This window comes from Ectopseudomonas composti (assembly GCF_001567565.1).
GTDB classification, from domain to species: Bacteria; Pseudomonadota; Gammaproteobacteria; order Pseudomonadales; family Pseudomonadaceae; genus Aquipseudomonas; species Aquipseudomonas composti_A.
Genome location: NZ_LSSW01000029.1, coordinates 460,033 through 484,232, shown reverse-complemented (window position 1 = coordinate 484,232; position 24,200 = coordinate 460,033). Strand labels below are relative to the sequence as shown.

General features: G+C 64.0%; 20 protein-coding genes. 8 read left to right on the top strand and 12 right to left on the bottom strand.

What is annotated here, in order from left to right:
* The first annotated feature begins 11 nt into the window (after positions 1–11).
* From PCLY_RS18725 to PCLY_RS18700, 6 genes are all read left to right on the top strand, one after another.
* Entirely contained in the window at positions 12–449 is a 438-nt protein-coding gene (locus PCLY_RS18725; protein WP_061241115.1) for a hypothetical protein, read from the top strand.
* 138 nt (positions 450–587) lie between these two features.
* Entirely contained in the window at positions 588–3,419 is a 2,832-nt protein-coding gene (locus tag PCLY_RS18720) for a valine--tRNA ligase (RefSeq protein WP_061241114.1), read from the top strand.
* A gap of 139 nt (positions 3,420–3,558) precedes the next feature.
* Positions 3,559–4,992: a Na+/H+ antiporter NhaC gene (gene nhaC, locus PCLY_RS18715; RefSeq protein WP_061241113.1), complete on the top strand. Its 1,434-nt coding sequence runs from the start codon at positions 3,559–3,561 to the stop codon at positions 4,990–4,992.
* 145 nt (positions 4,993–5,137) lie between these two features.
* Entirely contained in the window at positions 5,138–6,514 is a 1,377-nt protein-coding gene (gene nhaD, locus PCLY_RS18710) for a sodium:proton antiporter NhaD (RefSeq protein WP_061241112.1), read from the top strand.
* 35 nt (positions 6,515–6,549) lie between these two features.
* On the top strand, positions 6,550–6,846 hold the full coding sequence (locus tag PCLY_RS18705) for a winged helix-turn-helix domain-containing protein (protein ID WP_061241111.1): 297 nt from the start codon (positions 6,550–6,552) through the stop codon (positions 6,844–6,846).
* A gap of 31 nt (positions 6,847–6,877) precedes the next feature.
* On the top strand, positions 6,878–8,707 hold the full coding sequence (locus PCLY_RS18700; protein WP_061241110.1) for an SLC13 family permease: 1,830 nt from the start codon (positions 6,878–6,880) through the stop codon (positions 8,705–8,707).
* 6 nt (positions 8,708–8,713) lie between these two features.
* Here PCLY_RS18700 and PCLY_RS18695 read toward each other — a convergent pair whose 3' ends face one another.
* Positions 8,714–9,184 carry a bacteriohemerythrin gene (locus PCLY_RS18695; protein WP_061241109.1) on the bottom strand — a complete coding sequence of 157 codons (471 nt, stop codon included), beginning with the start codon at positions 9,182–9,184 and terminating at the stop codon, positions 8,714–8,716.
* A gap of 208 nt (positions 9,185–9,392) precedes the next feature.
* Here PCLY_RS18695 and rlmF point away from each other — a divergent pair, with 208 nt between their 5' ends.
* Positions 9,393–10,394, top strand: a complete 1,002-nt coding sequence (gene rlmF / locus PCLY_RS18690) for a 23S rRNA (adenine(1618)-N(6))-methyltransferase RlmF (protein WP_061241625.1) — start codon at positions 9,393–9,395, stop codon at positions 10,392–10,394.
* 22 nt (positions 10,395–10,416) lie between these two features.
* Here rlmF and PCLY_RS18685 read toward each other — a convergent pair whose 3' ends face one another.
* From PCLY_RS18685 to PCLY_RS18635, 11 genes are all read right to left on the bottom strand, one after another.
* A complete protein-coding gene (locus PCLY_RS18685; RefSeq protein WP_061241108.1) occupies positions 10,417–11,661 on the bottom strand; it encodes an SLC13 family permease in 1,245 nt (414 codons plus the stop codon).
* Positions 11,662–11,808: 147 nt separating this feature from the next.
* Complete coding sequence (locus PCLY_RS18680) at positions 11,809–12,351, bottom strand: hydrolase (RefSeq protein WP_061241107.1); 543 nt, start codon at positions 12,349–12,351, stop codon at positions 11,809–11,811.
* A 2-nt stretch (positions 12,352–12,353) separates the two neighbouring features.
* Complete coding sequence (locus PCLY_RS18675; RefSeq protein WP_061241106.1) at positions 12,354–15,788, bottom strand: SbcC/MukB-like Walker B domain-containing protein; 3,435 nt, start codon at positions 15,786–15,788, stop codon at positions 12,354–12,356.
* A gap of 60 nt (positions 15,789–15,848) precedes the next feature.
* Positions 15,849–16,211: a hypothetical protein gene (locus PCLY_RS18670; protein ID WP_061241105.1), complete on the bottom strand. Its 363-nt coding sequence runs from the start codon at positions 16,209–16,211 to the stop codon at positions 15,849–15,851.
* A gap of 68 nt (positions 16,212–16,279) precedes the next feature.
* Positions 16,280–17,260 (bottom strand): GGDEF domain-containing protein, encoded by a 981-nt coding sequence (locus PCLY_RS18665; RefSeq protein WP_231740176.1) that lies wholly within the window; start codon positions 17,258–17,260, stop codon positions 16,280–16,282.
* Positions 17,261–17,465: 205 nt separating this feature from the next.
* Complete coding sequence (locus tag PCLY_RS18660; protein ID WP_061241104.1) at positions 17,466–18,071, bottom strand: HD domain-containing protein; 606 nt, start codon at positions 18,069–18,071, stop codon at positions 17,466–17,468.
* Positions 18,072–18,193: 122 nt separating this feature from the next.
* The gene (locus PCLY_RS18655; RefSeq protein ID WP_061241103.1) at positions 18,194–18,943 is read right to left on the bottom strand and encodes an outer membrane protein; all 750 of its coding nucleotides are present in this window, start codon (positions 18,941–18,943) and stop codon (positions 18,194–18,196) included.
* Between the two features lie 84 nt (positions 18,944–19,027).
* Complete coding sequence (locus PCLY_RS18650) at positions 19,028–19,405, bottom strand: GNAT family N-acetyltransferase (protein WP_231740188.1); 378 nt, start codon at positions 19,403–19,405, stop codon at positions 19,028–19,030.
* A gap of 784 nt (positions 19,406–20,189) precedes the next feature.
* Positions 20,190–20,816 (bottom strand): LysE family translocator, encoded by a 627-nt coding sequence (locus PCLY_RS18645; RefSeq protein WP_061241101.1) that lies wholly within the window; start codon positions 20,814–20,816, stop codon positions 20,190–20,192.
* A 276-nt stretch (positions 20,817–21,092) separates the two neighbouring features.
* Positions 21,093–22,313 (bottom strand): exonuclease subunit SbcD, encoded by a 1,221-nt coding sequence (gene sbcD, locus PCLY_RS18640; RefSeq protein WP_061241100.1) that lies wholly within the window; start codon positions 22,311–22,313, stop codon positions 21,093–21,095.
* Positions 22,310–22,729 (bottom strand): Lrp/AsnC family transcriptional regulator, encoded by a 420-nt coding sequence (locus PCLY_RS18635; protein ID WP_061241099.1) that lies wholly within the window; start codon positions 22,727–22,729, stop codon positions 22,310–22,312. Before PCLY_RS18635 ends, sbcD begins: the two co-directional genes overlap by 4 nt.
* 123 nt (positions 22,730–22,852) lie before the next feature.
* Here PCLY_RS18635 and yjeH point away from each other — a divergent pair, with 123 nt between their 5' ends.
* Complete coding sequence (gene yjeH / locus PCLY_RS18630) at positions 22,853–24,106, top strand: L-methionine/branched-chain amino acid transporter (protein WP_061241098.1); 1,254 nt, start codon at positions 22,853–22,855, stop codon at positions 24,104–24,106.
* Positions 24,107–24,200: the final 94 nt, after the last annotated feature.

Below are 24,200 nucleotides of genomic sequence, written 5' to 3'. Positions count from 1 at the left end.
TGCCGATCATCATGGACACCCCCAAGCCGCCACAAAAACCTGCTCAGTTGCTGCACGACCTGGAGTCGATCCGCGAGCTGCTGGGTGACGACAGCTCCGAGCCGCCGCTGCTGATCGAGTCACTCGATCCGGACAGCATTCCGGTGCTCTCCGACATCGTCAGCGCGCCCCCCGGCCCGCCACCCCCTTTTCATGTTTCACCGCCAGCCAAGCCGGCCGCCCCAGCGCAGCCTGCTGCAAGCGCTGCCCCGAGCCCGCTGCGCGAGCGCATCGAGCCGCGCCTGCACGACAGTGCCCGCGACCTTCAGCACCTGAGTGGTGAACTGCGCGCCGCTGCGCAACTGATTTTGCAGGACGTGATCGACGATTTCGTGCCGCAGATCGAAGCCGAGCTCAAGCGCCGCCTCGAAGCCCGCCTGCCGCGCCTGCTGCCACCGCGCAAACCCTGACACGCCTCAAGGCACGCGGTGCAGCGCGAACTCAGCAGCGCGCCACCGTCCTCTGACGCGCAGCCCTTACGCCGCAAGGCCCATCCCCGTTATACTTGTCGGCTTTTCCGATCAGCCGTCACAAGGGTCCCGCCGCGCATGGACAAGACCTACCAGCCGCACGCCATCGAATCCAACTGGTACCAGAACTGGGAGCAGAACAACTACTTCGCCCCCCAAGGTAGCGGTGAGCCGTACACCATCATGATCCCGCCGCCGAACGTCACCGGCAGCCTGCACATGGGGCACGGTTTCAACAACGCGATCATGGATGCGCTGATTCGCTTCCGCCGCATGCAGGGCCGCAACACCCTGTGGCAGCCGGGCACTGACCACGCCGGTATCGCCACGCAGATGGTGGTGGAGCGCCAGCTGGCCGCCGACGGCATCGGCCGCCACGACCTGGGCCGCGAGAAGTTCCTGGAGAAGGTCTGGGAATGGAAGAACCAGTCCGGCGGCACCATCACCCGGCAGATCCGCCGCCTCGGCTCGTCGGTGGACTGGTCGCGCGAGCGTTTCACCATGGACGACGGCCTGTCCGAAGCGGTCAAGGAAGCCTTCGTCCGCCTGCATGAAGACGGCCTGATCTACCGCGGCAAGCGCCTGGTCAACTGGGACACCAAGTTCCACACCGCCATTTCCGACCTGGAAGTGGAAAACCACGACGAGAAAGGCTCGCTGTGGAACCTGCGCTACCCGCTGGCCGACGGCAAGAAGACTGCCGAAGGCAATGACTACCTGATCGTCGCCACCACCCGCCCGGAAACCATGCTCGGCGACAGCGCCGTGGCCGTGCACCCGGAAGACGAGCGCTACAAGGCGCTGATCGGCAGCTACGTCGAACTGCCGCTGCTGGGCCGCCGCATCCCGATCATCGCCGACGATTACTGCGACCCCGAGTTCGGCACCGGCTGCGTGAAGATCACTCCGGCCCACGATTTCAACGACTACGAAGTGGGCAAGCGCCACAACCTGCCGCTGATCAACATCTTCGACAAGAACGCCGCCGTGCTGGCCACTGCCCAGGTGTTCAACCTCGACGGCAGCGTCAACGAGCAGGTCGAAGCCAACATTCCGGCACAGTTCGCCGGCCTGGATCGCTTCGAGGCGCGCAAGCAGATCGTTGCCGCCTTCGACGCCGCCGGCCTGCTGGAGAAGATCGAAGACCACGCCCTGAAGGTGCCCAAGGGCGACCGTTCCGGCACCGTGATCGAGCCGTGGCTGACCGACCAGTGGTACGTCTCCACCAAGCCGCTGGCGGAGAAAGCCATCGCCGTGGTCGAGAGCGGTGAAATCCAGTTCGTGCCCAAGCAATACGAGAACATGTACTTCAGCTGGATGCGCGACATCCAGGACTGGTGCATCAGCCGTCAGCTGTGGTGGGGCCACCGCATCCCGGCCTGGTACGACGAAGCCGGCAACGTCTACGTCGGCCGTGACGAGGCGGAAGTGCGCGCCAAGCACAACCTCGGCGATGCTGCTCTGCGCCAGGACGAAGACGTGCTCGACACCTGGTTCAGCTCCGGCCTGTGGACCTTCTCCACCCTCGGCTGGCCGCAGCAGACCGACTTCCTCAAGACCTTCCACCCCACCGACGTGCTGGTCACCGGCTTCGACATCATCTTCTTCTGGGTCGCCCGGATGATCATGCTGTCGACCCACCTGACCGGGCAGATTCCGTTCAAGACCGTCTACGTGCACGGCCTGGTGCGCGATGGCCAGGGCCAGAAGATGTCCAAGTCCAAGGGCAACGTGCTCGATCCGCTGGACATCGTCGACGGCATCACCCTCGACGAGCTGCTGGAAAAACGCACCAGCGGCATGATGCAGCCCAAGCTGGCCGAGAAGATCGCCAAGCAGACCAAGGCCGAATTCCCGGACGGCATCGCCAGCTACGGCACCGACGCCCTGCGCTTCACCTTCTGCTCGCTAGCCACCACCGGCCGCGACGTGAAGTTCGACATGGGCCGCGTCGAGGGTTACCGCAACTTCTGCAACAAGCTGTGGAACGCCGCCAACTTCGTCATCGAGAACACCGATGGCCAGGACACCGGCATCAATGGCGAGGCAGTGGACCTGTCGCCGGTCGACCGCTGGATCATCTCCGCGCTGCAGCGCTGCGAGCAGGACGTAACCCGCCACCTCGACGCCTTCCGTTTCGACCTGGCCACCCAGGCACTCTACGAATTCGTCTGGGACGAGTACTGCGCCTGGTACCTGGAACTGGTCAAGCCGGTGCTGTGGGACGAGAACGCGCCGCTCGAACGCCAGCGCGGCACCCGCCGCACCCTGGTGCGCGTGCTGGAAGTGATCCTGCGCCTGGCACATCCGTTCATGCCGTTCATCAGCGAAGAAATCTGGCAACGCATCAAGGGCCAGGCCGGTGTGCAGGGCGAGACTCTGATGCTGCAACCCTGGCCGGTGGCCAACGAGAGCCGCATCGACGCCGCCGCCGAAGGCGATATCGAGTGGGTCAAGCAGCTGATGCTCGGCGTACGCCAGATCCGTGGCGAGATGAAGATCTCCATGGCCAAGCGCATAGACATCATCGTCGCCAACGCCTCGGCCTCCGACCAGCGCCGCCTGGCCGACTTCGAACCGCTGCTGAACAAGCTGGCCAAACTCGAATCGGTACGCGTGCTGGCCGCCGGTGAAGAAGCGCCGATGTCTGCCACCACCCTGGTCGGCGACATGGAAGTGCTGGTGCCGATGGCCGGGCTGATCGACAAGGACGCCGAACTGGCGCGCCTGGACAAGGAGATCGGCCGCCTGGAAGGTGAAGTCAAACGCGTCAGCGGCAAACTCGCCAACGAAGGCTTCGTCGCCAAGGCCCCGGCCGAAGTGCTGGAGAAGGAACGCGCCAAACTGACCGAGGCCGAGCAGGCCCTGGCCAAGATGGTCGAGCAGCGCGGCAAGATCGCCGCACTCTGATCATCGCGCAACACCCACAGACCCGCGCCCTGAAAGGCGCGGGTTTTGTTTTTTGTGGCAGGGGCGTCAGCCGCGAGCTTTAACAGCAAAGTCGCGGCTGAAGCCCCTCCCACGGTTAGTTTGATTGCCCGGTATACCCATGACAGCCCGCTCCCCTTCCCTTGCCGATGCGCTACTGCCTATCGGCGTGCTCGTCGTTCTCCTCAGTCTTTCCGTCTACCTGTTCGGCGATGGCTCCTCCAGCGGCCCGAACCAGATCGCCCTGATGAGCGCCGCCTTCGTCGCCGGCCTGGTCGGGCTGAAGAACGGCCTGCGCTGGAGCGAGATCGAGGAAGGCATACTCGCCGGCATCCACATGGCGATGAAGGCCAACCTGATCCTGCTCGCGGTCGGCGCGCTGATCGGCACCTGGATTCTCGCCGGCACCGTGCCGACCATGATCTGGCTCGGCCTGAAGCTGATCAGCGCCGAGTACTTCTATGTCACCAGTTGCCTGATCTGCGCGCTCACCGCGCTGTCCATCGGCAGCTCCTGGACGGTGGCCGGCACCCTCGGTATCGGCCTGATGGGCGTGGCCGCCGGCCTTGGCCTGGACCCGGCGATCACCGCCGGCGCGATCATTTCCGGTGCCTACTTCGGCGACAAGCTGTCGCCGCTGTCGGACACCACCAACCTGGCGCCAGCCGCCGCCGGCGCCGACCTGTTCGCGCATATCCGCAACATGCTGCGCACCACGGTGCCGGCGCTGCTGATTGCCCTGGCGATCTTCTTCACCCTCGGCCAGCAGGCCAGCACCGAACACGACACCGGGCGCATCAGCGAGGTCCTCGCTGCGCTGGAAGCCCAGTTCCGCCTGGGCTGGCACCTGCTGCTGCCGGTGGCCTTCCTGTTGCTGCTGGCGGTACGCCAATGGGCCGCCTTCCCGGCGATATTTCTCGCCGCCCTGCTCGGTGCGCTGTTCGCCATCGCCTTCCAGCCCGACGTGATGGCGCGGCTGGCCGATCCCTCGGCCGGGGCCCTGGCGCCATTGAAAACGGTATGGAGCGCACTGTTCGCCGGTTATGAATCGGCCAGCGGCAATGCCGAGCTCGATGGTCTGTTGTCCAAAGGCGGCATGGCCAGCATGCTCACCACCGTCTGGCTGATCATCTGCGCCATGTGCTTTGGCGGCGTGCTGGAGCGCCTCGGCCTGCTGCAACGCCTGTTGCAGAGCGCGCTGCGCCTGGTGCGCAGCGACAGCGGCCTGGTCGCCAGTACCATCACCACCACCATCGGTACCAACGTCATCACCGCCGACCAGTACATCGCCCTGGTGCTGCCGGGTCGCATGTACCGCGCCGAATACGAGAAGCGCGGCCTGGCTCCGACCAGCCTGTCGCGCGCACTGGAAGACGGCGGCACCCTGACCTCGGTGCTGGTGCCCTGGAACACCTGCGGCGCCTACATGGCTGCCACGCTTGGCGTCGCCACCCTGAGCTATCTACCGTACTGCTTCTTCAACCTGATCATGCCGGTGCTGGCCATCAGCCTGGCCTACCTGCTGCCGCCACGCCGCACCAGCGCGGCACAGTAGCCCCTGCTCACCTGCGCGCGAGCGGCATGGATCGCCCTCGCAGCGCCGCTGCGGCATTAAGTCCTTTCCTTTTACAAGGTGTTTCAGGCATCTTCCCCCGCCTACCGACCTTCAATATCAACAGAAGAAAACAGGCGGACCCTCCATGTATGCGTTGATGGCACTCGTATTCGTCCTCGGTTACCTGTGCATTGCACTCGAACACCCGTTAAAGATCGACAAGGCAGCCTCCGCACTGCTCACCGCCGTAATTGCCTGGACCCTTCTGGTCATCGGCGCAGACAGCATCCTGCCGTTGCTCGGCACCGGTACCGCAGGCTCGAGCACCAACACCCATCACGTGGTCGAGGAACTGCGCCACCACCTCGGCGAGATCTCCGAAATCCTGTTCTTCCTGATGGGCGCGATGACCATCGTCGAGCTGATCGATGCCCACGAAGGCTTCAAGGTGATCACCGACCGCATCCGCACCCACAAGCGCGTCCACCTGCTGTGGCTGGTGGGGCTGATCACCTTCTTCCTGTCCTCGGCACTGGACAACCTGGCCACCACCATCGTGATGATCTCGCTGCTGCGCAAGCTGATCGCCGACCAGCATGAGCGCTGGTTCTACGCCGGCATCGTGGTCGTCGCCGCCAACGCCGGCGGCGCCTGGTCGCCGATCGGTGACGTCACCACCACCATGCTGTGGATCGGCAACCAGGTCACCGCTACCGGCATCATCGTCAAGCTGTTCCTGCCCAGCCTGGTCTGCCTGCTGGTGCCGCTGCTGATCATGAGCTTTCGCCTCAAGGGCGAAGTGGCCGAACCGCGCATCAAGGAAAGCAACGAAAGCCGCCGTGATCCGACCACACCGTTCGAGCGCAACCTGGTGTTCAGCCTGGGTCTGGGTGCACTGATCTTCGTACCGATCTTCAAGACCGTCACCCATCTGCCGCCGTACATGGGCATCCTCTTCGGTCTCAGCCTGCTGTGGATCACCACCGAGATCATCCACCGCAGCAAGAACAGCGAAGAGAAGGACCCGCTGTCGGTGGTCGGCGTGCTGCGCCGTATCGACATCACCAGCGTGCTGTTCTTCCTCGGCATCCTGCTCGCGGTTTCCGCGCTGTCCAGCGCCGGCCACCTGACTCAGGTGGCCACCCTGCTCAAGGACGGCCTGGGTAACGTCTACAGCATCGCCATCTCCATCGGCATGCTCTCGGCCGTGGTGGACAACGTGCCGATGGTCGCCGGGGCCATGAAGATGTACCCGCTGATCAGCCCCGAGGCCCTGGCGACGGCGGCCGCTGACGAGCTGCCATGGCTGCGCAGCTTCGTGGTCAATGGCAACTTCTGGGAAATGCTCGCCTATTGCGCCGGTACCGGCGGCAGCTGCCTGATCATCGGCTCAGCAGCGGGCGTTGCGGCCATGGGCATGGAGAAGATCAACTTCATCTGGTATCTGAAGAAGATCACCGGCCTGGCCTTCATCGGCTACCTGGCCGGCGCAGCCACCTACATCCTGATGTTCGCCGCCTGATCCACGCGGCGCTCGGCACCGTACAGGGAGTCACCATGCAGACGAGCAAGACCCGCACCAGCTTCTACCGCCGCCTTTACCTGGCCTGGCTGATCGACAGCGGCCAGGCGGTCAGCGTGCCGGCGCTGATGGACGCCACCGGCATGCCGCGGCGCACCGCGCAGGACACCCTGGCCGCCCTGGCCGAGCTGGACATCGATTGCCAGTTCGAACAGAACGAGGGTGAACGCAACAACGCCGGCCACTACCGGATTCGCGACTGGGGCCCGATCGACAAGCGCTGGATCGCCGCCAACCTGCAGCAGATCAAAACCACGCTCGGTTATCCCTGAGATAATCGCGCCCTAGCCAATAGGAAGCGCGATGAATCTGGATCTGCTCTGGGTGCTGGGCCTGCTGGCCGGCGCCATCACCCTCTTCGTCATCGGCAAACCACGCATGGACGTGGTCGCCCTGCTGGTGCTGGTTGCCCTGCCGCTGACCGGCGTGCTCGACCTGCAGCAGACCCTGGCCGGTTTCAGTGACGCCAACGTCATCCTGATCGCCGCGCTGTTCATCATCGGCGACGGCCTGGTGCGCACCGGCATCGCCTACCGCCTCGGTGACTGGCTGGTGGCCAAAGCTGGCAGCAGCGAGACGCGCCTGCTGATCCTGCTGATGCTCGCGGTGGCCGGCCTCGGTTCGGTGATGAGTTCCACCGGCGTGGTGGCGATCTTCATCCCCGTGGTGCTCGGCGTCGCCGCACGGCTGCGCATCGCCCCGGCGCGACTGATGATGCCACTGGCCTTCGCCGGGCTGATCAGCGGCATGCTCACCCTAGTTGCGACGCCGCCGAATCTGGTGGTGCATGCCGAGCTGCGCCGCGCCGGACTGGCTGGCTTCGATTTCTTCGCCTTCACCCCGATAGGCCTGGCCGTGCTGGTACTGGGCGTTGGCTACATGCTGATCGCGCGGCGCTGGCTGGTGCGCAATGACGCCCACGGCAACGCCGAACCGCCGCGGCTGACCCTGGCCGATCTAGCCGAGCGCTATCGCCTCAGCGAGCGCGAGCGGCGCCTGCAAGTGCGCGCCGACTCGCCGCTGGTCAATCAGGTGCTCAACGAACTGCAACTGCGCCGCGAGCATGGCATCAATGTCATCGCCGTCGAACGCCGCCAGCGCCTGCGCACCCTGCTGCTGATGGCCAGCGGCAATACCCTGCTGGAGCCGGGCGACATACTGCTGGTGGACATCGCCAGCCCCACCATCGGCCTGCTCGGCAGCTACCAGGCCCTGGGCCTGGCGCCCATGCCGCTGCCGCATTCGTACTTCAGCCTGCACGCCCACGAACTGGGCCTGGCCGAAGTGGCGCTGCCGCCGGAATCGCAACTGCCGGGCAAGAGCATCCAGGAGCTGGGCTTTCGCTCGCGGCACAAGCTCAACGTGGTCGGCCTGCGCCGCCAGGGCCAGGCGCTGGAGGGCGTGCTGGTGGACGAAAAGCTCAAGGCCTCCGATACCCTGCTGGTAGCCGGCGCCTGGCGCGACATCCACCGCCTGCAGGGGCTGAATCGGGATTTCCTGGTGCTCAGTTTGCCGGCGGAAGTGGCCGAGGTGGCCCCTGCTGCACGCAAGGCGCCCTACGCACTGCTCAGCCTGGCGCTGATGGTGCTGCTGATGGTCAGCGGCCTGGTGCCCAACGTGCAGGCCGCGCTGATCGCCTGCCTGCTGATGGGCGCGTTCCGCTGCATCGACCTGGACAGCGCCTACCGCGCCATTCACTGGCCGACGCTGATCCTCATCGTCGGTATGCTGCCTTTCGCCCAGGCGCTGCAACAGACCGGTGGCGTCGAACTGGCGGTACAAGGACTGGTAGGTGGTCTGGGCGATGCCGGGCCACGACTGATCCTCGCCAGTCTGTTCGTCCTGACCGCCGTGATCGGCCTGTTCATCTCCAACACCGCCACAGCGGTGCTGATGGCGCCGGTGGCCATTGCCACCGCGCAGGCGCTGGGTGCCTCGCCGCTGCCCTTCGCCATGACCGTGGCCCTGGCCGCCTCGGCGGCGTTCATGACACCGATCTCCTCACCGGTAAACACCCTGGTGCTCGGTCCGGGTCAGTATCGTTTCGGCGACTTCGTGCGTGTCGGCGTGCCCTTCACCCTGCTGGTGATGATCGTCAGCGTGGCGCTGGTACCGCTGCTCTTTCCGCTCTGAGGTGGCTCACGCGGCACCACGGAAGAAGCGCCGCCCGGCGCGACGTAGCCAACCGCCCTCGGAGACATCGGCACTGAGTCGACGCAGGTTGTCATTGACGGCTTCGACATAGTTTCGATCGTCGCTGCGGATATGGCTGAACAGCCAGCGCCCCAGCAGCCCCTTGAGTTCGTCGGCGATATCCTCGCCACTGATGAAGCGCTGGCGGTAGTCCTCCACGCGCTTGATGAACAGGGCGTGCACCCGCTTGTGCGCCTTGGTGAAGACATAGCCAGCTTCCTCGAGCATCGCCTCCTCGAAGGCGAAATGCGAGACGGTGTAATCGATCAACTCGTCGATCACCGTGCCCACCCTGCTCCTGCTGGCGGCGTGCTGGGCATCGTCCAACTGATTGATCATGGCAACGATACGCTTGTGCTGATCATCGATGACCGCGATACCGGTGTCCAAGTCATCACTCCATTGCAGATATGCCACAGTGCCTCCAAGCTGCTGATCGAAAAGGCTGGCAGTCTAAGACGGCAGGCGAGCACCCCATTGACGTGGGTCAACGCGAGGCTGGCTGCTTTATGTCCACTCGCCATATTTCGTTAAACAGCGCACAGATGGCTTTGCCTTAATCTCGGGTTACTGTCGGCGAGCAAAGCGTGGGAAAATCCCGCGCCCGCCTGAGCAGATGACCACCATGCCCCAGCCGCCGAAACGCCCGCGCAAACCCGCCCCCGCTGCCGTGAAGAGCACACCGAGCAAGGGCGAGCTGCACCCGCGCAATCGTCACCAGGGGCGTTACGACTTCCCGGCGCTGATCAAGGCAAGCCCCGAGCTGGGCGAGTTCGTCATCACCAACCCCTACGGCAAGCCGAGCATCGACTTCGCCAATCCGGCGGCGGTCAAGGTATTCAACCGCGCGCTGCTGGCGCAGTACTACGGCATTCGCCACTGGGACATCCCCGATGGCTACCTGTGCCCGCCGATTCCCGGGCGCGCCGACTACCTGCACAACCTTGCCGATCTGCTGGCGACCGACAACGATGCGCAGATCCCCCAGGGAGCCAGGGTTCACGCGCTGGATATCGGTGTCGGCGCCAACTGCATCTACCCGCTGATCGGCCATTGCGAATATGGCTGGCACTTTCTCGGGGCCGATATCGCAGCCGCCGCGCTGGACTCGGCACGCGCCATCGTCGACGCCAACGCGCAACTGAGCGGCGCCATCGAGCTGCGTCTGCAGCCTCATGCCGAGCAGATCTTCGCCGACCTGCTGCACAGCGACGAGCGCTTCGACCTGACCTTGTGCAACCCGCCCTTCCATACCAGCGCCGCCGAAGCCAGCAGCGGCAGCACGCGCAAGTGGCGCAACCTCGGCAAGCTCGACCCGAAACGCAAGCTGCCGGTACTCAACTTCGGCGGCCAGGCCGCCGAACTCTGGTGCCCTGGTGGTGAGGCAGGATTTCTCAAGCGCATGGCCAGCGAAAGCGCGCAGGTGGCAAAGCAGGTGCTGTGGTTCAGCAGCCTGGTCTCCAAAGGCAGCAATGTGGAGTTGCTACAGGGCTGGCTGGCCAGGGCCGGCGCTGCCGAAGTCCGCATCCTCGGTATGTCCCAGGGACAGAAGCAAAGCCGCCTGGTGGCCTGGACCTTCAAGGATGCGCCAGCACGCAGCGCCTGGCGCGACAGTCGCTGGCGCTGAGCCAGCTGGCTGGCAGTTCCTTCTACCAGGGCAGCCAGCCACCCAGCGCCAGCCAAAGCCCGGCCACCGTCATGCTCAGCAGCGTCACCGGCACGCCGCTGCGCGCATAATCGACGAAACCCAGGCTGACGCCCTGGCGTTTCGCCGCTTCGGCGACGATCAGGTTGACCACGCTGCCAATCAGTAACAGGTTGCCGGCCAACGTCGACATGACCGCCAGGCCGATCAGCACCGAATGTGACAGATCGGGCATCAGCCCCAGCAGCAGCACCACGAAGGGCACGTTGCCGATCAGATTGCCCGCCACCAGAGCGGCCGTGGCCAGCGATACCACGCCCTGTGGCAACAGGCCCTGCTCGGCCAGCCAGGTGGCGCCCTGCGCCAGTTGTGGTAGCTGCAGCGCGGCGCCGCTGACCAGGAACAGCCCCACGAACAACAGCAGCAGGTTCCAGTCCACCTTGTTCACATAGTCACGGCTGTCCACGCGGCGCGAGACCATCACCAGCACCGCTACCAGCAGCGCCGACAGCTCGCGCGGCATCGCCGTGGCGAACAGCGCCAGCAATGCCACGCTGGCCAGCAGCGGCTTCAGATAGCTGTGCGCACCATAGATATGCTCGACCGGTGTGTCGTCCACCGTCAGCGGCCTGGCCTCCCCCCAGCGTTGCCGCCACTGCAGCCAGATCACCGCGTAAACGATCGCCATCGCAGCCAGCGCAGGCGGCCCCGCCACGGCCACGTATCCCCAGAAATCCAGGCCGCCGGCCTGGCCGATGAGAATGTTCTGCGGGTTGCCGATCAGACTCGCGGCCGAGCCGGCATTGCACGACAACGCCAGCGCCAACAGAAACGGCCGTGGCTCCAGGCCTCGCTGGTGCAGGCTGCGACACAGTAGCGGGGTCAGGGCGAAGGCGACGATATCGTTGACCAGCACCGCTGAGAGCACGCCGCCGAGCAGCACCACGCCCAGTAACAGAACGGCTGGACGCTCGGCATGCTCGGTGAGGTAGCGGTTGAGCCAGGCATAGACCCCGGAAAAATCGAACTGCGCGGAGATCAGCATCAGCGCCAGCAGCAACAACAATGCGCCCGGGTCCAGATGATGGGCAGCCTCTTCCATGCCCAACGCCCCACTGACCAGCAACAGCACCGCGGCGCAGCAGGCGATCCAGCTGCGGTCGATGCGCAGGCCGCGAATGCCGCCGGCAGCCATACCGAGATAGGTGAAGGCAAACAAGCCGATGGTCAGCCACGAGGCGAAGGTCATGCAGAAACATCCAAGGATGAGACAGGCGCCAGCACTCTAGCCGTAGATCACACGCGGCGGAATCCTTGTTCGCGTGTCGTGGCTAAAGCCTCTCCCACACGGGACGCCCTGGCCTGGAATGCGGGAGGGGCTTGAGCCGCGACAGCTTCAGCGAATAAAGCCCTTGCTGACCTCGCGAAATACCTCCGTGCCGGCCTGCTCCAGCCACTCGAAGGCGACCATCTCACGCGAGACGATCACCGCCCCGGCCCGCTCCATGCGCGCCAGGCCCAGTGCCTTGTCGCGCGCCCGGCGCGAGCCCACCGCCTCGTCGACCACGAACACCTCGCGCCCGGCGGCCAGCAGGCCGAGCACCGTCTGCAGGACGCAGACGTGGGTTTCGGTACCGCAGACGATGAACTGCTGGCGCTCGCCACCGGGTAAGTCGAATACCCCGGCCCCGGCGGTTGCCGAGAAATGAATTTTCTCCCGCAGCCCGCCCCCCGGCAGCAGCTCATGCAGGCTCGGCTCGGTATACCCCAGCCCCTTGGGGTACTGCTCGGTAGCGATCACCGGTACCTGCAGGCGCTGCGCCACCTGCACCAGCCAGGCGGCCTGCTCGACCACTGCCGCGCCGCCGTCGATGGCCGGCAGCAGCCGTTCCTGCAGGTCGATCACCAGCAGGGTGGAATCCTTCGCTCGCATCAGCATCGCTACGCTCCTTCCTTCACCGCAAAACGCGCGTCGAGCCGGCTGTAACCCAGGCCGACACCCTTGTGCACCCGCAACTGCACGGGAATACGCTCCTTCATCGCCTCGACGTGACTGATCACACCGATGGTCTTGCCGCTGGCGTTGAGGTTGTCCAGGGCATCGAGCGCCACCTCCAGCGTCTCGCCGTCCAGGGTGCCAAAACCCTCGTCGAGAAACAGCGAGTCGATGCTGGTCTTGTGGCTGACCAGGTCCGACAGCGCCAATGCCAGCGCCAGGCTGACCAGGAAGCTCTCGCCGCCAGACAGCGTGCGGCAGTCGCGCGCCACGTCAGCCTGCCAGGTGTCGCACACCTCCAGTTCGAGCTCACCACTGCTCTTGCGCGCCAATTGGTAGCGACCGTGCAGGCGTGCCAATTGGCGGTTGGCCAGGTGGATCAGATGGTCGAGGGTCAGGCCCTGGGCGAACTTGCGGAACTTGGCGCCGTCGGCCGAGCCGATCAGGCCGTTGAGCTGTTGCCACAAGGCCTGCTCAACGGCCTGCGTCTCGATCTCGGCAAACAGCGCCTGCTGGCTGCTACGCCGCGCCTCATCGGCCTGCAGTTGGCCACGCAGCTCGCCAAGGCGCTCGCTGCAGGTGCGCAAGCGCGCCTGCACGGCCAGCAGTTGCTCATCCAGTTCGGCCAGGCTCAATGTGCTCAGCGCCTGCACGTGCAATTGCTGCCAGTGCGCCTCGGCGGCGGCAAGCAAGGTGCCGGCCTCACTCTGCGCCTGCTGCAGACGCGCCTGCAGGGCGCTCAGGCGTTCGCGTTCGGCGTCATCGAGGCGCGCCGCGAGAAATGCCGCTTCATCGGCGAAGGGGCTGGTCGTCAGCGCCTGCAACCAGTGCCCCCCAGTCTCGTCCAGCCGCGCCTGCGTCTGCGCCAGTTGCGCCTGCAAGCTCTGCTCGCGCCCTTTTAGTTCGGCACCTTCGCGCTGCACCGCTGCCAGACGGCTGAGCGCTGTGTCCAGCGCCTGCGCCGGTTGCGCCTCCTGGTCAGGCTCGGCCAGCGGCGCGCTGCCGGCAGCCTGCCAGCGCTGCAGCCAATGTTCGGCCTGAGCCTGAGCTTCGCCAAGCAGGCGCTGAGCCTCACGCTGCTGCTCCTGTAGCTGCTGCGCCTGACTCAGGTTCTGCTGCCAGCTCTGCCAGGCATCCTGCTGCGCGGTTAACCAGGCTTGTCCATCAGCCGGCAACGCCTCGGCAAAACCATCCAGCGCCGCCAATAGCGCCTGTTCCTGAGCCTGTTGCGTGTGCAGCAATGCATCCAGTTGCTGCTGCTGATCGGCCTGCTGCGTCTGCAGCGTGCGACGCTCGCCCTGCGCCTGCAGGTGGCGTTTCTCCAGCGCCTCCAGCATCTGCCTGGCCGCTTCACGGGCCACGCGCGCCTGGTCGAGTACGCGCTGCTGGCTGTCCAGCGCGGTCTGCCGCGCCTGCAGCTCGGCCAGCTGCGTTTCGTGTATCTGCTGTTGCTCGCGCACCGCGGCCGCGTCAGCCAGCTCGAACGCCTGCTCGGCTTGCAGTTGCTGCCACTGCACATCACGTTGCGCCAAATGCTCGCGGGCCTGATCGAGCTGCAACTGCTGCTGCTCGATCTGCGCACTGAGCTTGGCCTGCGCCTCACCCAGGCTGGAACCCTCGTTTTTCAGGCGCTCCAGTTCTTCACGGGCCAACTGCAGCGCCTGCTGCGTCGCCGGGACATTCAGCGCCTGATATTCGCTGATCGCCGGATGCTCGTGGGAGCCGCACAGCGGGCAGGCGTCACCGGCCTGCAGCTGCTGGCGATAGACGTCCAGTGCCTGGATGCGCTGCTCCTGTTCGAGCAGTTTCTCCTTGTCGGCGATCTGTTCGCGCAGCGTCTTGTAGCGCTCGCGCAGCGCGACGATCTGTTCGTTGCGCTCGGTATGCAGCTGTTGCTGGCGGACCAGCTGCGGCTGCAGCGCGGCGATCTGCGTCAGCAGTTGCGCGCGCGTATCGGCCAGCTGCTGCAGGCGCTCCAGCCCACGCAGGCGCTGCTGCAGCGCTTGCCAACGCTGGCGCAAGCCGGCCTCACCGCCCTCGCCCAGCAGCGCCTGCAGAGCCTGTTGCTGCTGCACCTCGGCGGCCTGAGCGGCAGCGAGTTTTTCACCTGCGTCGTGGGTCTGGCGTTCGAGTTCGACGACCTCGTCCTGCACCCGCTGCAGTTGCTGCGCGGTGTTCTGCAGTCGCGTCTGCAGGCCGTGCTGCTCGGCCTGCAACTGGCTGCGCCGGTCGAACTGCGCCCTCCAGCCTCCCAGCAGTTCCCCCAGCTGCGCTCGCTGCGGCGCTTGATCAAGTTGCGCCTGCACACGCTGATGCTGCACAGCCAGATGCTGCAGCTGGGCCTGCCGCTGCAGCAGTGCCTGCCCGGCATAGCGGCTGGCCAGCCACAGCTGCTGACCCTCGGCCTCGGCATTGTTCTGCAGTTGCTGCTGCAGGGCCTGCAGGCTGACGTCGGCCTGCAGGTGATCACGCTGCGCCTGCTGCATGCTCTGATACAACGGCTGCAAACGCGCGGCCGGCTCACTGGCAGCCAGGCGCTGCAAGTCAGCCGCTGCGGCGGCGGCCGTCTGCTGCGCCTGGTGCAAAGCCTGACGCGCCTGCTGCTGTTGCTGCTCGGCTTGCTGAAGGTCCTCGCGCCAACGGCGCTGCGCCAGCCATTGCTGCTGGCTGGCGAGCAGCGGCGCCTCCTCGTTACGCAAGCGCTCGGTCTCTGCCTGCAGCTCGGCGCGCTGCGCCTCGTCCAGCAACTCCATACCCTGGGCACGACTTTTCAGCAGATTCAGCGCCTGCTCGGCGGCCTTGGTGCGCTCGTAAACCTGCTGGGAAATCTGACCGTAGACCTCGGTGCCGGTCAGCTCTTCGAGCAGTTCGGCGCGCTGGTTGGCGTTGGCCTCGAGAAACGCGGCGAAACCGCCCTGGGCCAGCAACATGGACTTGGTGAAACGCTCGAAGTCCAGGCCGGTCAGTTCGGCAGTCAGGCTTTCCTTCTCGCGGATCTTGTCGGTGAGGATTTCGCCGCCTTCGATCCGCGCCAGCTCGACCTTGGGCGCCTGCAGCGCACCGTCGACCTTGTCCCGCGCGCGGCGCTGGCTCCAGAAGGCACGATAGCCCTGCCCTTTCACCTCGAACTCGACCTCGGCCAGACAATCGGCGGTGTGCCGGGTCATCAGCTCGTTGCCGCTGGCCGACAGCGTGCTCATACGCGGCGTGCGGTGATACAGGGCCAGGCAGATGGCGTCGAGCAACGTGGTCTTGCCCGCGCCGGTCGGCCCGGTGATGGCGAACAGGCCGCTACCGGCGAAGGGCTCGGCGGCGAAGTCGATCTTCCATTCGCCCTTGAGGGAATTGAGGTTCTTGAGGCGCAGGCTGAGGATTTTCATGCACAGGTCGTAAGCCGATGAAGGCCGTCATTCTGGCATTGTCCGCCGCGCCTTGCAGGCTCAGTCGCGGCAATAGCCCTCGCCGCTGCGCACGGTCAGGCAGTTGCGCTTGTCCTGCAGCCATTTCATGCCGGTGGCTTCGCCGTCGGTAGCACGGATGCTCTCCACCACACCGTCGCGCACGAAGACGATCTTCGCCCCCTGCGCACGCCCGACGAAACGCCGTGGACCATCGAGGTTGGCGATGGTCAGGCGGTAATCGGCAGGCGAGCCGGTGATGTCCAGGTAAGTGCCCTCCGGCCCATTCCAGCGACCCAGCCATTGCTCGGTCACCTTGGCGTCGTGCGCGCCGGAGGATTTGGCGCAGCCGGCCAGCAACGCTACGGCCACAGCCGCGAGAATAAACGGTGCAGTTATTTGCATGACGCTCTCCACTGGAAGGGGTGTAACGATTTCGACCGATACCGTTCATGGCCGGTTCAGAGCTGCACTCACAGTATCGCGATACGGTCGCGGCCACCGGCCTTGGCGCAGTACATCGCCTGGTCCGCACGCTCCATCAGGCTGTCCAGGCTCTCCCCCGGACGATATTCGGCGATGCCGAAGCTGGCGCTCTTGCGTTGCACCCGGTCGAAGGTAAAGCCGTTAATGCGTTGCTGCAGAGCCTGCATCGCCTGCTCCGCGTGGGCCGCATCGATCTCCGGCAGGATGATGAGAAACTCCTCGCCACCGAGCCGCCCGACCTTGTCCACCACACGCACGCCATCGCGCAGCAGACCGGCGAATTGACGCAGCACGCTGTCGCCCACGGCATGGCCATGGGTGTCATTGACGCTCTTGAAGTGATCGATGTCGATCAGCACCACCGAGAACGGCGTGCCGTAGCGATTGGCCCGAGCGCCCTCCTCGACCAGAAAATGCAGGGTGCGCGAGCGATTCCACAGCCCGGTCAGGCTGTCGATGCTGGCGCTCAGGGCCAGGCTGTCCTGATGCAGGAACATGCGCTTGTGCGCCTTCTCCAGCAGAAAGGCGCTGAGCAGTCCGAAGGAGAACGACGCCAGGATCCAGATCAGATGCAGGCGCTGCATGCCGGGCATCAGCGACTGCTCCAGAGTGACCAGCAGGATCGCCGTGAGAGAAACCAGAGACGTGAGCATCGCGCGCTTGAGCGTCAGCCCGGATACGGCGAAGGTCCACATCAGGTTGAGGTAGATTTCCGGTGCGTAGAAGGTAAAGCGCGGCGAGCCGAAGTTGAAGTAGAGATTGGCCACTACCGAGATGATTGGAGCGGCCGACAGCAAACCCAGCATCAAGGGCTGCTGCCTTGGCTGGAAGCTAAGCAGCCCGATCGCCAGCAGCAGCCCCGGCACCAGCAACGCATGAACGATCAGCCGCGCGAAAGGCTGGTCGGCCTCGACATTCTGTTCGATGGCGGCATAGATCAGGTACAGCCCGGTAGTAAGAAAAGCCACGTAGCGGATCTGCGCAATCTTCGCCTGCAAATACCAGCAGGCGAAGGCTTGCCGAGTCGCTTCGGGCACTCCATGCAAAGGGTCAAGCGCTCGCAGCAAGGCATTGAACAACGGCACTTTCACTCCCCTGTCGAAAAGCCACTATTGCACAGCATAGAACGCTATTCGCGCCCGATGCGATGCGGATCGCCACCCTGGCCCTGCTTCACAGCACGGCAGCGAGATTGCTCCGCGCCTGCGCCTCGTAACGCGCTCTGAAATGATCCGTACTGTAGAGAGTCGGTCGTGCAAGAAATGACTTGAGCACAGAGCGCCGCTTCATTCGGTACACGAAGCCCGGCACCCAGGCGTACTCGGCACGTACCTGGGCGTCGTACTCGGCGAAACGTTCTGGCGCAGCCCCGAGAATCGCCAGGTCTATATCCACCAGTAACTGCTCATCCGGCTCGCTGGGCGTCGCGTCATGTCGGGTGACCATGATCAGCTTCTCGACCCGCGCCAACGTCACCTGGCTGGCCTGACAGCTCGCAAGCACCCGGCACGCCCAATCCGCGCTCTGGCGCTCGTTGTCCTTGCCGCGCACGTCGTAGACGGCGTCATGGAACCAGAGCGCGATGGCCACCTCCCCCGGTCGCTGCGCCAAATGCCGTGACTGCTCGAAATGCATCAGGCATTCGCGCAGATGCTGCAGCGAGTGATAGTGCCGCTGCGGTTGCTCGTAGGCACCAACCAGCTGCTCGAACAGACCTGCCGGAGGCTGTAGGTCGAGATCTGACCAGGCGTTAAGCCAGGATGTTTCGAGGATGATCATGCTCAATTGCCTGACACTGGAGTTAAGCCACTGGCGAATGGTATCGGCGTCGATGAGAGGTTAGCCCGCCTCATTGCGAAGCGGGCCTGCGGCCCTCACAGAGCACTCGACAGTACTCTCGATCAGAACGTATAGCGCACGGAAGCGTTGAGATCGGCTCGCCAGACATCGTCGATTCGATAGGGCTTGATCTCGGTTTCGCCAAGATTGCCGAAGCGGCTATCACCGGTTTCAAAACCGCCGGTATAGGTGGCCAGTAAATCCAGCCCCAGCTCGGTATTCGTCGTGACGCGGTGACGCAGGCCAACGCCGACCTGGGCTGCCCAATTGCGCTTCGTTTCCTCAGCCAGCTCGGACAGGTACTCACCACCAGGTCGATTATGCTCCTCCACATCGGCCAGCTTGTTGTAAGCCACGCCGACACCGCCACTCAGGCGCAACGCAGTCGCCTTCGACAGTGCCAGGTCGTAGGCCACGTTGCCCATCACGATATTGCTGGTGGCCTTGCCTTTGTATGAAGAGGCCACGCCCAGCATGGGGAAATCCGCGTTCCAGCTGACGTCGCCCCGCGAGTGCTGGTAACTGACGAAAACCGACCACGCCGAATCGAAGCGGTAGCCAACGTGACCACCGAGCCCGGTCGTGCGCTTGAACTTCACCTCATCGACAACACCGCCACCCGCGAACGGTGCACCACCATCCTTCGTATCGGACGAGCCATAAGCCTTGCCGGTCAGCACATCCACACCGGCAAAGAAGCCGCCGTCTTGCCGCGCTTTCAAAGAGAAATCAGCCGCCCCTGATTCAGCCCACGCCGCAACTGGAGAAAACACGCCGACGAGAGAAACCAGCAGCCATGATTGATTGCGCATACCACCCCCTTCCTGAAGCTTCCTTTAAGGCCTGCTATCAAGATAGTAGTGATGACCTGATATGCACCAATGAAAGCAGAAGAACTAGGCAACAAGTGGGCAAATGTAGCGAACCTCTTGAAAACAGCTACCACCCAGTTCGAACTGCTGCGGAGGTACATCATCTGCCCCAAACCCGACTGACCGATAGAAACGGATTGCCCGCTCATTCTCTGGCAAGACCCACAGGCTACATACGCTGTAACCCCGCTCGGACAGAATGTCTCGGGTCCGCTGCCACAGTTGGCGACCAACGCCCGCAGACCAACTGGTCGGTGCGACATAGATAGCCCAGACCTCCGCCTGAGCAGGTTTTGCATCCTGGTCCCTGCAATCGCCAAAAGCTACCCAACCGAGGACATCGCCGTTGTCCTTGGCGACGAGCAGATCCGGCTGCCCAGATTCGACGACAGCCCTCCACATGGCCTCTCGCTGAGAGACCGATAGTGAAGCTAGATAGTCCGCAGGCAGGATTCGGGCGTAAGCCGAACGCCACGCATCAACATGAATCTCTGCTATTGCACGAACGTCCGAAAGGGTGGCTCGATCAATGTTCATTAAGGTCTATGGAGAGTGAAAGGATAAAAGGAGCAGGTTTATTCTCCGATTGGAAGTACGCCCCAATGTGCCCATTGCTTTCCGAAAAGGGGACAAATTTATTTTTAGCCTGATAGCGCTGTGCCATAAATAAATCTGCCCCCTTTTTTCGCTGCGCGAACTACAGAATGGCCAGGGCGGCAAAGCCCAACACAGGCCGGATATACGAATGCAACCGCGCTGACGACAAGTGCAAAAGCAAAGCTTTGCTCACTACTTGTGGGGAGAGTCCATATACACTAGTTAGGTGTGCGTTTACGCCGAGCATATTTTCTGAAGGCTTTTCCATTGCATTTTTTCGTGCCACCGAAACCAAAGAAAAATGACAATAGCACCAGTACACGCTACTGCAAAAGCAAGAAAACCATACCAATTAAACTGTACTAACCAGAAGGTTCTATAAAGTTTCTAGCCCTTTGTCAGAGATGATCATGATTATGGCTGTATAGACCATGTATATGAGCCATAAACTGCCACCTAGCCCACAAATGACAATGCCATAGAAGACCAAGTTACTGCTGGTGTTTGCCTGGGCAGGTTTTGCGGGTTCTTCCATGAGTGCACCTGATGTTTGAGCTGAGCGGCGGACGACGGCCGCTTAAGCGGAGGGTTAGGCCTGCTTTCGGTAGAGCGCCAGAGAGCCGGCCAATGCGAGAAGGGCACCACCACAAACTCTCTCCAACCAGAGTGCACCCTTTGCCCGAAGCACCTTCATTGCCTGGGCTCCGGCGCATGCATAGCCGAGCATGACGGCGAAGTCGATGCTTGCGAAGGTGACCGCGAGTGCCAAGTACTGCGGCCACTGGGGCTCCGAGGGCACAATGAACTGCGGCAGGAATGCGGAAAAGAAGAGGTATCCCTTTGGATTCGTGACTGCGACGAGCAGGCTACGGAGGAAGACGGTGCGCCGACTGGGCGCAAAGCCCCCACTCTCTTCTGATGGAAGTGCAAGTGAACCGGTGGATCGCAACAGGCGCAGGCCCAGATAGGCCAAGTACGCAACACCAACCCACTTGAAGACCGAGAACCAGAATTCCGAGGCGGCGAGCAAGGCGCCGAGGCCAAGCGCCACGGCTCCGATGAGGAGGAAGTCGGACAACACCGCGCCGACCATGCCGGGAACCGACGCTCGGACGCCAAGGCGGGAGCCGTTCGTAAGCGCCAGCAACACCGTGGGGCCGGGCGTTGCGATGCCGATGAACGCGACGATGGCGAAGAGGAGGAGAGTTTCGGTCATGTGGCAGGCCTAACAGTGATTAGGTGGAGACAGCACTAATCCGATAGTAGAGTCTTCCGTATAACTCCGCACCCTCCTCATCCTCGCCCTGAAAAACTCTTTCAAATAATGCTATTACCAGCCAATTACTGATACTGCCGAGGTCAACGCCTTTCTCTGATGGTTGGCAATTGGGCGCCGGTTAGTGATATCTGCGCAGTTCAGAGTCTGCTAGGCCGACAGAGATTATCGCGACCGCCATTCCCGGATTGCATCCGGGCTACAGGGTCTGTGCCGCTAAGCCTTGGGCAGCGCCTCCAGCACCTGCCGATACAAACCCTGCAGGCGCCGGGCATCCTCTTCCTCAAATGTCTCTTGCTGCAGGCGCCGGGCGAAGACGTCCTCCACGCTCAGCTCGTCCAGCGTCTCCCGTGCTTCGCTGGCCAGGCCGGCTGCCGCATTGCCACGCTCGCGGCGGATGCGCAGCACTTCCACGGGGTGCCCTTCGCACAGAGTGTTGATGCGGCTTTGCAGATCGCTGAGATAGTCGTCGCTGCTCACCTGCACTTCCAGCCAGACGGGCCGTTCGGGCGTGCCCTGGCTGGCGATGCCTGCGATGGCATCGGCCAGTTCCTTGAGCGAGCCACGCAGGCTGGCCATGGGCTGGAACACCGGCACGGGCAATGCCGTGATCGATTGCAGCGCGGCAGTGCCGAACTCCAGCAGCAGCACCTCCTTCTGCTGGCGCGCTTCGTCGAAGGACAGGGCAATCGGCGAGCCGCTGTAGCGGATGTGTTCCAGGCCGCCGATTTTCTGTGGGCGATGTATATGGCCAAGGGCGATGTAGTCAGCCGGCGGGAAGGCGCTGGTGGGGAAGGCTTCCAGGCTACCGACGTAGATCTCGCGCACCGACTCGCTGGCACTGGCACCGACGGTGGTGAGGTGGCCGGTGGCGATGATCGGCAGCGCCTGGCCCAACGCCTCGCGCTTGCCCAGCGCCAGCTCGTACAAGGCCTGGTAATGCGCGGCGATGGCCTGTTGCAATGATTGCTGCTTGTCCTGCGCGCTCTGCCCGGCCTGACTGGCCAGCACGTCACGCGGACGAATGAAGGGGATGGCGCAGAGGATGGCGCCGGGCTGGCCGGCGCGATCATTGAGCAGCAGCACCTGTTCGGCCAGGTCGAGCCCCACGCCCGGCACCACCTGGGTGCCCAGTTGCGCCAGCAGGCTGCGGCTCTCGCCGAGCATGGCCGGCGAGTCGTGGTTGCCGCCGAGCACGATCAGAGCGCAACCGGCATCGCGCAGTTCGACCACCAGGCGGTAATACTGCTCGCGGGCATAGCTGGGCGGTGCGCCGGTGTCGAATACATCACCAGCAATTAGCAGCACATCCACCTGGTGCGTACGTACCTGTTCCAGCAGCCAGGCGCAGAAGGCCTGGTGCTCGGCCTGGCGGGTCTTGCCCATGAAGTGCTGGCCCAGGTGCCAGTCGGAGCTGTGCAGGACGCGCAGGCTCATAGCGGCCAGTCCTGTACCACGACATGGGTCTTGACCCGCTGCATCTGCGGGAAGGCTTCGATGGCCGCGCGCACTTCGCTCAGGCGCGCCATGTTCGGCGCCTCGACCAGTACCAGCATGTCGGTCTCGCCGCTGATGCCGCTGCAATGGCGGATTTCCGGGTATTCGCGCATGCGTTCGACGTAGTCCTGGCAACGGGCGTTCTGGTAGAAGAGTTCGAGGTAAGCCCTGACCCCGCCCTCGCCCGGCACCGCAACCTGAGCGTGATAGCCGCGAATCACCCCGCTCTGTTCCAGATGGCGAATCCGCTCGCTGACCGCCGAACGGGAAAGGTTGACCTCACGGGCGATCTGGCTGACGGAGGTGCGCGCATCACTGCGCAGCAGGGCGAGGATCTGACGATCAAACTTGTCCACGGGGCTTCTCGGGGTGGCAATCAGGTTGACGGTGGAAACCGCCATTTCGTCGGCAAAAGGCGACAGCCTGTAATCGGGCGGCGCTCTACCATGGCAGCATCTGAAAAGTGACGAGCATACCCCATGAGTCGATTGAACAAGGAATTGGGCCTGCTGCAGGGTATCGCCCTACTCAGCACCTCGCTGCTCGGCACTGGCATCTTCGTGGTGCCGGCACTGGCCGCCACCGCCGCAGGCCAGGCGTCGCTATGGGCCTGGATGATCCTGATTGCCCTGGTGCTGCCGGTGGCCTTCACCTTCGCCCAACTGGGCAAGCGCTTCCCCCACGCCGGCGGCGCGCCGCATCTGATCGGCCGCGCCTTCGGCCTGCGCATGGAAGGCGTCAGCGCCCTGTTGTTTCTCGCCGTGCTGCCGGTCGGCTTGCCCGCTGCGCTGCATATCGCCAGCGGCTTCTGGCTGGCGCTGTTCGATCTCGACCGGGCCGGGCTGCTGGCCATCGAACTGGCCACACTGGGCGCCATCCTCCTGCTCGGCCAGCGCCCGCCAAAGGCATCAGGCCTGCTGCAGGGCTTGATCGCCGTGGCCATCGTATCCAGCGTGGCGCTGATCTGGTGGATGGGTGATCTGCCACGCGCCAGCCAGCCCCTGCTGCCGGCCATGGACGGCCAATGGCACCTGTTGCCGACAGCGCTGGGGGTGATGTTCTGGTGCTTCGTCGGTATCGAGGCCTTCACCCATCTGGGCGAGGAGTTCAAACACCCGGAGCGGGACTTTCCCCTGGCGCTGCTGCTCGGCGTGCTGCTGGCCGGCCTGGTGTACTGGGCCTGTTCGGTGGCGGTGCTGAGTTTCGCCACCTACGGCGACGTACACAGCGACACCACCGCCCTGCCCCGCCTGTTCGAGCAATTGCTGGGCGAGCGGGCGCGAGTGCTGGTGGCGGTGCTCGGCTATCTGGCCTGCTTCGCCTCGATGAACGTGTACATCCAGGGTTTCGCCCGGCTGATCTGGAGCCTGGCCGAGGAGGGCCGCCTGCCCGCTGCACTGGCCGTACGCAACCGCCAGGGCGTACCCGGCAAGGCCTTGCTGCTGGTGGTGATCAGTTGCGCGCTGTGCGCCGTGCTGTCGGCCACCATGAATCTGTCGGTGGACGACCTGATCCGCTACGCCAACGGCAACTTCGTGCTGATCTACCTGCTCAGCATGGCCGCAGGCTGGGTATTGCTGCGCGGCGTCTGGCGCCTGCTGGCCGGACTCAGCGCGCTGCTCTGTGCAGCGGTGCTGGCCATGCTGGGCAGCGATGCGCTGTATGCATTGGTGCTGCTCGCCGCCTTGCTGCTGTTCAGCCACCTGCGCGCCAGGCACAAGGCGCTGGCGTAGGGTGGATGACGCTCTTTTCATTCGCCATCGCGCAAGGCGCTGTCGGTGGACGGGTGAAGCGTCGTCCGCCCTACGCCTGTCCACCGTGTTGCTA